General features: G+C 62.1%; 6 protein-coding genes. 4 read left to right on the top strand and 2 right to left on the bottom strand.

From position 1 onward, the window contains the following. Nucleotides 1-85 precede the first annotated feature (85 nt). From PTZ19_RS13760 to PTZ19_RS13750, 3 genes are all read left to right on the top strand, one after another. Nucleotides 86-1,033 (top strand): SPL family radical SAM protein, encoded by a 948-nt coding sequence (locus PTZ19_RS13760; protein ID WP_276355379.1) that lies wholly within the window; start codon nucleotides 86-88, stop codon nucleotides 1,031-1,033. Between the two features lie 273 nt (nucleotides 1,034-1,306). Next, nucleotides 1,307-2,533 (top strand): nitrate/nitrite transporter, encoded by a 1,227-nt coding sequence (locus tag PTZ19_RS13755; RefSeq protein WP_276355376.1) that lies wholly within the window; start codon nucleotides 1,307-1,309, stop codon nucleotides 2,531-2,533. A 70-nt stretch (nucleotides 2,534-2,603) separates the two neighbouring features. Beyond that, entirely contained in the window at nucleotides 2,604-4,775 is a 2,172-nt protein-coding gene (locus PTZ19_RS13750) for a molybdopterin oxidoreductase family protein (RefSeq protein ID WP_276355373.1), read from the top strand. Here the strand turns inward: PTZ19_RS13750 and PTZ19_RS13745 are convergent. Further along, complete coding sequence (locus PTZ19_RS13745) at nucleotides 4,726-5,679, bottom strand: RNA polymerase sigma-70 factor (RefSeq protein WP_276355372.1); 954 nt, start codon at nucleotides 5,677-5,679, stop codon at nucleotides 4,726-4,728. The genes PTZ19_RS13750 and PTZ19_RS13745 overlap by 50 nt on opposite strands. A 3-nt stretch (nucleotides 5,680-5,682) precedes the next feature. Beyond that, nucleotides 5,683-6,981, bottom strand: a complete 1,299-nt coding sequence (locus PTZ19_RS13740; protein WP_276355370.1) for a phytoene desaturase family protein — start codon at nucleotides 6,979-6,981, stop codon at nucleotides 5,683-5,685. Nucleotides 6,982-7,193: 212 nt separating this feature from the next. On the opposite strand from PTZ19_RS13740, the gene PTZ19_RS13735 reads away from it, so the two are divergent. Next, on the top strand, nucleotides 7,194-12,560 hold the full coding sequence (locus tag PTZ19_RS13735) for an S-layer homology domain-containing protein (protein WP_276355368.1): 5,367 nt from the start codon (nucleotides 7,194-7,196) through the stop codon (nucleotides 12,558-12,560). Nucleotides 12,561-12,587 lie beyond the last annotated feature (27 nt).

The raw sequence follows: 12,587 nt of genomic DNA, 5'->3' as shown, positions 1-12,587 counted from the left end.
TTTCCATTGCGGCTTCTCCGGATCAAGCATATAATAAAGGGAACAAACGTTCCCGTTATATCACATCCCAACCCGGAGGAATCCGATGAATCCGACGACCTATGAACCGATCCGCCCCAAAACGGTGCTGAATCCCGTCAAAGCCCCCTCCATGCCGTTCGACTGGTCGATCAACCCTTACCGGGGCTGCCAGCATGGCTGCAGTTTTTGCTACGCCCGGAGCACGCACGCTTACATGGGCGAATCGGCGGATGACGCGTTCCAGAAGCATATCTTCTGGAAGCAGGACGCCCCGGACGTGCTGCGCGCGCAATTGCGGCGAATGCGGGGGCGACTGCCGGCTTACGTGGCGATCGGCACCGCGACAGATCCGTACCAACAGCTCGAAGGCAAAGCCCGGCTCACCCGCGGCTGCCTGGAGACGCTGGCGGAATTCGGCGTTCCGGCCAGCATTACGACGCGGTCCCCGCTCGTGCTCCGCGACCTGGACTTGCTGCAGCGGATCCCCGGTTCGTCGGTCAACATCAGCTTGCATATGCTGGACCCCGACGTCTGGCGAAATTTCGAACCCTCCACCCCGGCTCCCCGACTCCGCCTGGACGCGGTGAGGAGATTGAACGAGGCCGGAATCAAAGCCGGCGTCTTCATGGCGCCGATCCTTCCCTATATCTCGGATGGAGAAGAAGCCGTCGAGGGCTTGCTGGACGCATGCCAGCAGGCGGACGCCGCATTCGTCAGCCCCTCCTATCTCCGCCTCTCCACCCCGGAGGTCAAAAGCTGGTTTTTCCAAACGCTCCAAGAGGCGTACCCCGAGCACGTCAAAGCATATGGACGGTTGTATTGGCGGGCGGCTTACGTTCCCGAAGCGTACCGAAAACCCAAGCTCGAATGGATCCGCCGGCAAATCCAAGCCCGAGGCCTGCGCTCCCAAGAACTCGCCGCGATCCGCTCGCCGAAACCCGCAGCCGACGTTCCGAACGCCTCGGCCCTCTCTCCAGCGGATGACGGCCCCGTTCAACTGACGCTTTTCTGAAAATTTTGTAAGAATACATTACACAAATAACAACAAAAATTCTGGTTGCACATTTTTGTGTAATGTATATTGACGCATCCATGACTTCCCGATATAATCGCTTTACAAGCACAAGGACACTCGCTCGCACAACCGCATACGTTTGGAGCACAATGGAGTGCCCCCTTGGCAACGAAGCCGGAAGCCGTCGACCCGTTCGACCGCTCCGGCTTTTTCGATTGCAGAAAACCGTTTTCAAACCCCGCACCGCCACAAAGGGAGAGGAGAATCGCCATGCATGGAAAAGGATTTTGGCAAGCCGGGCACAAGCCTTCTTTGATCAGCGCGTTCCTGTACTTCGACGTCAGCTTCATGGTTTGGGTCATGCTCGGTCCGCTCGCCGTCATCATCATGAACGACTTCGACATGACCGCATCGCAGAAAGCCAACTTGGTCGCGCTGCCTACGCTCGGAGGATCGATTCTGCGACTCGTGTTAGGTTACTTAACGGACAAAATCGGTCCGAAACGCACCGGCCAAATCGGCATGTTGCTCACGATCGCCACCTTGATCTGGGCCTGGCAGTTCTCCCATAGCCTGAACAACCTCTACCTCGTCGCGCTGCTGCTCGGCATCGCTGGAGCCAGCTTCGCGGCCGCGCTGCCGCTGGCCAGCCGCTGGTATCCCCCGCAATATCAAGGCCTGGCGATGGGCATCGCCGGCGCCGGCAACAGCGGCACGGTATTCGCGACGCTGTTCGCGAACCGCATCGCCACCTATTACGGAGATTGGCACGTCGTCTTCGGCTTCGCTCTGATCCCGATCTCGATCGTTTTCGTCCTGTTCACGATTTTCGCCAAGGACAGCCCGACCCAGCCCGCTCCCGCTACCTTGACCGATTACGGCCGACTGCTCGGCAAACGCGACACCTGGCTGTTCTGCCTGTTTTACAGCGTCACCTTCGGGGGGTTCGTCGGCATGTCGACCTACTTGACCATTTTCTTCAACACGCAATACGGCCTCACCGCGGTCCGTGCGGCGGATTTCACGACGATCTGCGTTATCGCCGGCAGCTTCTTCCGCCCGATCGGCGGTTGGCTGGCCGACCGGCTGGGCGGCATCCGCATGCTCATCCTGCTGTACTCCGGCGTCGCCGTCTTGATGGCCTGCGTCTCGACGCTCCCGCCGCTTGCGCTCGTCACCGTGTTGCTGTTCGCCATGATGATGATGCTCGGCATGGGCAACGGCGCCGTTTTTCAGCTCGTACCGCAGCGTTTCCAGAAAGAGATCGGCATCATTACCGGCATCGTCGGCGCGGCCGGCGGCCTGGGCGGCTATTTCCTGCCCAAAATCCTGGGAAATATCAAGGAATCCGCCGGCAGCTACACTCCGGGCTTCCTGATCCTGGCCGCCATCGCCCTGATCTGCATCCTGGCGATCCTGGCCGTGCAGAAAAACTGGAAGGCGTCCTTCCTCGGCCAAGGCGGAAGGGCGCAGCAGGCGGAAGAACTCACCGCGTAATCGCCGCGAAACGGCTGCGCGAAGACCGGCCGTCCGCCGCAACAAGACTCTAGAGGAGGCATCCGATCCGATGGCAACCGTCCAATCCGCACCGGCTCCCGCACCGGCTTCCGCAGCCGCCGACCAGGCGGGCACCCGTTTTCCCATGCGCTCCCATTGCTGCTATTGCAGCATGCAGTGCGGCCTCGAATTGACTCCGGACGCGGACGGGGCCGGCTGGACCGTCAAACCGAGCTCGGACTTCCCCGTCGCGACCGGCCGTCTCTGCCAGAAAGGCTACAACTCCACGGCGCACGCCTTCCATCCCGAGCGGCTCCGCCTGCCGCTCTTCCGAAACCGCGACGCGGACGGAGCGTTGCAATCCGGCTGGACCCCCTCCTTCTGGGACGAAGCGCTGGATGCCATCGCCGCCAAGCTGAAAGGCTTGCGCGAACGGCACGGTCCCGATTCCGTCGCCGTGTTCGGCGGAGGTTCCCTCACGAACGAGATGAGCTACTTGCTCGGCAAATTCGCCCGGGTCGCGCTCGGCACGCGTTATATCGATTACAACGGCCGCTACTGCATGTCCTCGGCCGCAGCGGCCCAGCAGCTCGCGTTCGGGATCGACCGGGGGCTGAATTTCCCGCTGGACGATATCCCGCTGGCGCGTTACATCATCCTGGCCGGAACGAATATCGCCGAATGCCAGCCGACGATGATGCCGTACTTGCTGGCGGCCAAGAAAGCGGGGGCCGTGATCGTCACGATCGACCCGCGCAACACGATGACGTCCAAAACCGCGGACATCCACATCCGGCTGCAGCCGGGATTCGACTCCGTGCTCGTCAACTCGCTGCTGCACGTTATTCTGGAAGAGAAGCTGTACGACGCACGGTTCGTCGAAACCCGCACGCACGGCCTGGAGGAAGTCAGGGCCGCCGTTCGGGACTTTCCGCCGGACGTGGTGGAGCGTTACACCGGCATTCCCGAAGAAGTGATCCGCGTCGTGGCCCGCGGCTTCGCCCAAGCCGAGACCGGCATCGTGCTGACGGCCCGGGGGCTGGAGCAGCAGACGAACGGGGTCGAGCACGCGCTGAACTACATCAACCTGTGCCTGTTGACCGGCAAAGTCGGCCGTCCCGGCTGCGGATACGGGGCGGTGACGGGGCAAGCGAACGGCCAAGGCGGACGCGAGCATGGGCAAAAAGCGGATCAGCTGCCCGGTTACCGTTCGATCGAGGACCCGGCGGCGCGGGAATACGTAGCCGGCGTATGGGGAGTCGATCCGGATTCGCTGCCCGGCAAAGGGGTATCGGCGTACGAATTGTTTCAGAAAATGGAGACCGGGGAGATCAAAGCGCTCCTCGTGCTCGGCTCCAACCCGGTCGTGTCCAGCCCGAACGCGACCCGGGTGCTTTCGGCCTTGCAAAAGCTGGAACTGTGCGTCGTCGTCGACCTGTTCGAGACGGAAACGGCGGCTTGCGCGGACTGGCTGCTGCCCGGCTCCTCCTTCTTGGAGACGGAAGGCACGCTCACGAACCTGGAAGGCCGCGTGTTCCACCGGCCGCGCGTGATGGAGAAACCGCCGGGCGGATTGGAGGATTACGAAATCCTGTCCGCTCTGGCCGATCGGTTGGGGGCGGGGGCTTATTTTCGGTACCGGACGAACGAAGAAATTTTCGACGAAATGTGCCGGGCAACGAAAGGCGGCAAAGCGGATTATTCCGGCTTGACGTACGAAAGGCTGCGGAGGGAAAAAGGGGTGTTCTGGCCCTGCCCTTCTCCCGAGCACGGAGGAACCCCGAGGATGTTCCAATCGACTTTCCATCATGCGGACGGCAAAGCCAGAATGCACGGCATCAAGCCCGGCAAGCCGGCGGAGACGACCGACCGGGCGTACCCGTACCTGCTGACGACCGGCCGGGTCGGCACCCACTATCTGAGCGGCGCCCAAACCCGGCGGACGGAAGCGCTGATGAAGAAAACGCCGGTTCCGACGGCGGAGATCCATCCTTCGCTCGCCGAGAAGCTGAAGCTTCGGGCGGGCGACCGGATCCGCCTGGAGTCCCGGCGCGGCAGCGCGGTATTCGATTGCAAAATCACGTCGGAGATCCACCCGACGACGATCTTCGTGCCCTTTCACTGGGGCGGCAGCCAATCGGTGAACGTCCTGACCTCCGACGCCCTCCATCCGATCAGCCGCATGCCCGAATTCAAGATCGCGGCGGTCCGGGCGGAGCGTTATCCGGCTTCGGCGCCGTAACGGAGGGCAGACGCTCCAGCTTCGCGGGGTTGCGGACGCCGTAGATGCGCCGCAGCCGGCCTTCCCGCCATTCGAAGGCGAGAACGGTCGTCCAAACGCCCTGTTCCCGGAAAAGCACCCCGGTATGACCGTTGATGTCGGCTGGCACGACCTCCGCGCCATCCCGGATGAACTTGGCCGCGAGTCCGAGCAGGAACGCGCTCGTCTTCTCCGGTCCGTAGATCGGCCGAGGCGCCGCGGTGACGACCCCTCCTCCGTCCGTGAACATCGCGATGTCCTCCCGGAGCAGCTCAAGCAAACTCTCCATCCGCCCGCTGGCGCAGGCTTGGAGGAAGCGGAGCGTAAGTTCGTTTTCCTCCGGCTTGGATACCGGCTCCGGCAATTCCCGGTTCAGCTTGCGCCGTACCCGGCTCATCAATTGGCGGCAAGCGGCCTCGGATTTGCCCAGCGCTTCCGCCGTCTCCGCGTAGCCGTAACCGAACGCCTCGTGCAGGAGAAAAACGGCCCGTTCTCCCGGCGTGAGCCTTTCCAGCACGACGAGAAGCGCATAAGCCACGCTTTCCTCCAGCAAGATCCCGCCTGCCGTCTCCTCCCCCCGCAACCTGACGTCCGGCTCGGGCAGCCAAGGTCCGACGTACGTTTCCCTTTTTCTCCTCGCCGACTTCAGGACGTCCAGAGATCGCCTGACGACCATTTTGGTCAAAAACGGCCGCGCATCCCGAATCCGTTCCGAATCCACAAGCTGCAGATGCAGGAAAACGTCCTGTACGACGTCTTCCGCGTCCGCGAACGTTCCCAGCATCCGGTAGGCCACCGACAGCAAATACCGCCGATGCTCCAGATACCACTCCGCCGTCCCCGGCTGATGCTTTTCCGTATTCCCGCTCCCCCGACTTACCGGCATCCTTCATGACCTCTCCGCAGTCCGATTTTGAACAGCCAACCTCGCCGCCTCTTCCGCGCTGGCCAAGGAGGCTTCGAACAGAATGCCTTCAGGTCCGGCCCAATCGCCGGCGACGTAGACCCCGCCGATTCCGGTATCCACGGCCGGTCTCCCTTCGACGCCTCTCATGCCCGCGTCCGGCAAACCGTGCATCACGGTCACGTGCGGCAAATACCGCGCCCGTTCCGTCAACTCGCGCCAGCCCGGCTGCAGCCGGTCGAGGAACCGTTCCAGCTCGCCCCTGGATGCTTCCGGATCGTCTTTTCTCTCCCCATCATACCGCATGACATGGACGACGGCATGCTCCGGATCGTCGCATAGCCGGGACCAATGCGAATGGACCGAGAAATACAGCGGCCTATCCAAGCCCAGCGCGAACAGGCGGTTACGCTGGGGGAGCCGGCGAAGATGCAGATCGAGCGTCGAGGCGTAAACGGGTGTCTGACGCCGCAAGGCGGCTTCATAGGAGGTTGGCAGCCACGTCCCGAACCAACGCGCGACAAGTGCCGGCTCCACGGCGGCGATGACGTTGCCTGCTCGGATCCGCTCCCCGTCCGACAGCAGGATCGCCCAGCCTCCGCCGGTTTCTCCCGCCCGTTCCGCTCCGGTCACGTTCGCGGACGTCCGGCATACCGCGCCCGCTTCGGCCGCCCGGGCGGCCAATCCGTCCACGATCGTCTGCCAGCCTCCGTGCGGATAGACGACCGACCTCCGCAGTTGGCGGAGCACGACGCCGGCGTCCAACCGGTCATTGTCGCCGACGTAGGTGGACAACCGGGCAAGCGCCGACGCCACGTCGGCCGCACGGCCCGACAACCCGTTCGAGGCCATCCAATCGTTCCAATTGACGCCCGTGGCCGAATGCGGATCCAGCTTCCGCAGTCCCAGGTAAAATCGCAGAAACCTCCGCTTCTCCACCCCGTTCAACGTTCGGCCGAGCAGCAGTCCCGGCGTGGAGACCGTCTCGCCCTTGCCCGGAACCCAATGCACCAGGGGCCCCGGGCTCCCTCCCGGCGCCGACACGTTCAGCCGCGCCAGCACGCGTTCCGCAGCCCCGCCGCGATACAAGGCGTGGGCGCCCAAGTTCCACACGGCGCCGTTTCCCCGCCGGGACGCCGAACGCCCGCCGAGCGACGGCGCTTTTTCCAGCACCACGACCGATTTCCCCGACCTTGCCGCCAGCGCCGCCGCCGCCAATCCGGCCGCTCCGCCTCCGATGACCGCGATATCCCAAACTTGATCTTGTTTCATGGTTTCCGACATGAAAAAATCGCCTCCATTGCTGCCTGTTGCACGCATTCCAGCGCGCATATCCGGCGTTTGCGAAGAAGACGACGTTCCCTTCGGTTTTGTGACGGCCCTGCTCTATTTTCTCCCTTAAACGGGAACGCCGGCGGGAGGTTGTTAAGCTTTTGTTAAGCTGCTTCCCTGTACAATAATGGGGAAATTTGTCTAACGAAGGAGAGATCGACCCCATGCGCGCAATCGCCTCAAGGCGGAAAGGAAATCGATGGAATCGTCCGGCCTTCCGTTTGTTCCTCGGGTTCCTCCTCATGCTGCAGCCGTCGCTCCTGCTGGCCCCGGCCGTTTTGCGAGCCGCGGCTCCGGACGGTACGGAATCGAATCCGTACATCGTGACCACGGCAGAGCAACTGAAACAAATCCGGAACGATATGGATGCTTATTACCGTTTGGAGGCGGATATCGATTTGACCGCCGAGGGGAACTGGACCCCCTTGATCGGAGTTTGGTTCGAATCTTTTACCGGCCACCTGGACGGGCAGAATCATACGATTTCCAATCTCACAGTCTCCTCGTCCGGCTTCTATCTTGGGTTATTCGAGACCGTCGGGACAGGCGGCGTCATCGAGAATCTGAAGTTGCAAAAACCCAAAGTGACGGGCAGCGGATTCTCGTATGCCGGGGCTCTGGCGGGCGTTTTCGGCGGAACGGCGGAGAACGTGCACGTATCCGGCGGAACCGTATCGAGCGGCAGCGACGCCGGCGGGCTTTTCGGCCAGGTTCAGTCGGGAGCCTCTATTCAGAACAGCGGCAGTAACACGACTGTCGAAGGCACGTATTATGCCGGCGGAATCGCCGGAAGCATGAGCGGCGGTACGATCGAAAACAGCACGTCCGAAGGCACCGTGAAAAGCACAAATGCGGGCGGAATCGTCGGATCGGCTCAATCGACGGCCATTCTCGGCAGCAGCAGCCACGCCAACGTGCAGGGCGTGAATTTCTCGAATTCCGCAGGGGGCATTGCCGGCAGCATGACCGGGGGCAGCGTCTCCGAAAGCTTCGCCGACGGCGAGGTCAGCGGGCTCTTCAACGTCGGCGGACTGGTCGGAGTCGCCGACTCCGTGACGATTCGCAACAGCTTCGCGAAAGGCGCGGCGACAGCCGATCCCGACAATGGCTTCGGCACCGGCGGGTTAGTCGGCAAGCTTGCCGGCAGCACGGTGCAAGCCAGTTACGCCAGCGGAGCGGTGAGCGGAAGTTCTTCCGTAGGCGGCCTTACAGGCTTGGTCAACAACAGTACCATAAGCGACAGCTATGCGACGGGAACGGTCAGTGGAGTGATGGGCGTCGGGGGCTTGATCGGCGGGAGCGAATTCATGTCCTCCCCCACCGCCGTCAACCGCAGTTACGCTTCCGGAAAGGTCTCGGGTGACCCCTTATGGGGAACGACCGGAGGACTGATCGGAGACAGGAACCAACCTTTCACCATCTCTTCCAGTTACTACGATAAAGACAGGACGAAACAATCCGACACGGGTCCCTATTCGGGCACGCCCAAAACGAAAAACGAGATGATCGACGAAAGTAAGTTCACGGGCTGGGACTTCCACGATCCCTGGCATCTGGATGTCCGCGACGGAGCCCCGACTTTTATTCGGTACGACAACGTCAAGCCGATCATGAGCGGCGCGATCGTTCGCGACGACACGCCGGATCAAGTCACGGTCGCGTTTCCGGAAAAAATCAAGGCTGACTCGTCCGCGCTTTCCCAGTTCGAAGTGTCGGTCGACGGCCAACCGGCGGCCATCTTGTCGGCCGACCTGAGCGGCAAAACGCTGACGCTCGCCTTGGATCAATCGATCATGAACGGACAAACGGTCAGCGTCATCTACTCCGACGCGGCGCCGATTACCGACAAGGCCGGCAACCGCATGGACGGCGCCTCCATCACGGCCGTGAACGAGGTGGAGCCACATGTCGCCGTTACGTCCTATTCGCCGGCCGACAATTCGGAGAATGTCCCCGTCGGCGCGAATCTGGTTCTCACGTTTAACGAGACCGTCACGGCGATGCCCGGCAAAAACATTTTCATCCGCAACGCGGCCGGAACCGCCGTCGCCGCGATCCCCGCGAACTCGGCCGGCGTCAAAGTGGAAGGGAACGTCGTCACGATCGACCCGCCGGCAAACCTGTCGCCTCTGTCGGGCTATTCCGTACGCATCGAGTCGGGTGCTTTCCAGCATGCGTCGGATGATGTCTATGGGGGGATCGCGAAAGACACAACTTGGAATTTCATGACCGAAGCGGACGCCACCGCCCGGTGGGTGCAGGTCGGACAAGCCGGATTTTCCCCGGGAACCGCGGAAGAACCCGTGCTGCAATCCGACGGAAGCGGAGGGTTGTACACGGCCTTCCGGGACAAAGCGCACGGAAACAAAATCACGGTCATGAAACTGGATTCGGCCCTCAACCGATGGGTCGGCGTAGGGACCGCGGGATTTTCGGAAGGCCCGGTCCATTCCCCGTCGCTTGCGGCAGTTGGCGGCAGGTTGTATGCGGCGTTCGAGGAAACGATAGGCGACCGGAAATTCGTGAACGTAATGAAATACGAGGAGACCGGCGACGCCGATTGGGAGCAGGTGGGCAGCCCTCTTCCATCCGGCACGGTCAGCGAGGTGCTGGATGGCGCGGACAGCGCGCCATTCATTCTCGAGGATCAGGGGACGCTTTACCTGGCCTATCGGGACGGGGCTCGGGACGACAAGGCCACGGTCATGCAATATAACGGCAGCGGCGATTGGCAAACGGTCGGGACGCCGGGCTTCTCGGTCGGCGATGTCCGGGATCCGTCGTTGGCCGTTGCCGAGGGAACGTTGTATATCGCTTTCGAAGATTACGTGTTCGACGCCGATTTCGGCGCGACGGTGATGAAATACGACGCCTTGTCTCACGCTTGGGAGAGCGTCGGCGGACGGGGATTCACGTCCGGCCTGGCGTTCGGTCCGATCTTGAAAAGCGATCTTGACGCGCTGTACGTCGGGTATGCGAACGATTCGTATCAAGCCTCAGTCATGCAATACGACGTCAACGCGGATCGATGGAACCCCGTCGGCAGCCCCGGTTTTTCGCCGGATCAAGCCTACGGTTTGACGTTCTACGCGGACAACGGGGAGTTGTATGCCGCTTACGAGGATTGGTCCCATCACAACCGTCTCACCTTGATGAAATACGCGGGAATCCGTTGGGTCGAAGTCGGCCAAGCGGGCTTTACGGCGGATGAAGCCTACGAACCGTCGATCGTCGTGAGCGGCGGCGTGCCTTATGCCGCCTACGTGGATCTAGCCAACCAACGAAAGCTTTCCGTCATGAAATACGTGCCGGTCTTGAACGAAGCGCCGACGGTCGGCCAAATGAACATCGAAGGGAATTTGCTCGTCGGCGAAACGGTAACGGGCCGATACGTTTACCACGACGTGGAGCGCGATCCGGAAGGTACTTCGATTTACCGGTGGTACGCGGCCGACAACGCGGCCGGGAAGAACAAAAAGGAAATTCCGGGAGCGACGGAAGCCGAGCTAATCCTGTCGGCCGATCTGAAAGGCAAATATTTGATCTTCGAGGTGACGCCGGCCGCGACCGCCGGCACGGCGCTGGGCACGCCGACGCCCAGCGCCGCGGCAGGGCCGGTTGCGGATCCCGGCGGCGCCCCTCTTGCGCCGACGAACGTCGCCGCGTTTGCCGGCGACGAGTCTGTCTCTCTGACCTGGGATCCCGTCCCGGAAGCGGACCGCTACGAAATATACATGGGCACGGAAACCCGCGCCTACGGCAGTTCCTCCGCCGCGACCGTTACCGGGGCGACGTATGAAATGACGGGACTAACCAACGGGACGACTTACTACTTCGCCGTCAAGTCCGTCCGCGGAGACCGGAGCAGCGATTTCTCCGAAGAAGTCTCCGCCGTGCCGGGGACCTTGGAGAGCAGGAACGCGGATTTGAGCGCGCTGGCGGTATCCGGCGTCGCGCTAAGCCCCGCGTTCCGTCCGGAAGTCACCTCCTATCTCGCCTCCGTTTCCTACGGAGTCGGCAGCGTGACGGTAACCGCCTCGGTTTACGATTCCGGAGCCGAACTGCGGATTAACGGCTTGGACGCAGTCAGCGGGCATCCGACCGATCCGATCGCCCTGCATACGGGCAGCAATCGGATTCGGATCGAAGTCACCGCTCCGGACGAACGTACGCATAAGACGTATTCCGTTACCATCGTCCGGCAGGAAGACGATTCCTCCACGGACGACGAACCGGAACCGGATTCGCCTAATGAGGAACCGGATAACGGCCTGCCCGTCGTGGTCAACGGCCAAACGTACAGCCAAATCGCCAAGGGAACGTCCCGCACGGAGAATGGACGGGTGATCTTTACCGCCGCCGTGGATACGTCCCGCCTGTCCGACCAATTGGACCGTTCGGGCGAGAAGCCCGTCATCGTCGTTCCCATCGCGATGGAAGCCGACGAATTTTCCGTGGCGCTGACCGGCGAAGCCGTGAAAAAGCTGGAGAACAAGCAGGCGGTCCTGGAAATCCGAACGTCCGCGGGAAATTACCGGATTCCCGCGGCGGAGATGGTCATCGAACAGTTGGCCCTCCGTCTGGATCCGAACGCGAAGCTGTCGGATATCGAAGTCCGGATCTCGATCGGCGTAAGCCCCGACGCGAAAACGCAACAAGTGCAAGCCCTTGCCGGGAAATCGAATTTCTCGGTCGTCGCGCCTCCCGTCGATTTCTCGGTGACGGCCTCTTACGGCGGCCGAACGGTCGAGGCCGACCGCTTCCAGTCTTATGTCGCGAGGGAAATTCCGTTGCCCGCGGGCACGGATCCGAGCAAGATCACGACTGCGATCGTCGTCGGGGAAGACGGTTCGCTCCGCCACGTGCCGACTTACATCGCCAAGCGCGGCGACCAATGGTACGCCGTCGTCAACAGCCTGACCAACAGCACGTATACCCTGATTTGGCATCCCACGTCTTTCGCGGACATGGAGAAGCATTGGGCGAAAACGGCCGTTCACGACCTGGCTTCCCGCATGATCGTCAGCGGTATGGACGGGACCCGTTTTGAGCCGGACCGGCCGATTACCCGGGCGGAATTCGCGGCCATCGCGATTCGCGCGCTGGGACTCGGCGACCGCGGGGACGCGGCGCCGCCGTTCGCGGACATGCCGGCGGGATCCTGGTACGCCGGCGTTTTGGCCCAGGCATACGAATACGGCCTGTTCCGCGGATACCCGGACGGCACGTTCGGCCCGGATCGGACCATTACCCGGGAAGAAGCGGTAACGGCGGCGGTCCGCGCCATGAAGCTGGCCGGACTGAAAGAGGCCGCCGAAGGCGCGGCGCCGGACGATACGCTGGAACGTTTCTCGGATGGTGCTATGGTAGCCTCCTGGGCGAAAGAAGCGATGGCCGCCGCGGTGCGCGGCGGTTTGGTCAACGGCGGCGCGGACTCGCGATTGTCCCCCGGCCAACCGATCACGAGAGCCGAAACCTCGGTGCTCTTCCGGCAACTGCTCATCAAATCGGGACTGATTAACGGCAATTAATTCTGTCCGTTCCTCCGGAGCGGCAAA

It is taken from the genome of Cohnella caldifontis (assembly GCF_029360585.1).
Classification (GTDB): Bacteria; Bacillota; Bacilli; order Paenibacillales; family Paenibacillaceae; genus Cohnella; species Cohnella caldifontis.
This window is presented reverse-complemented; position numbering and strand designations above follow the sequence as displayed.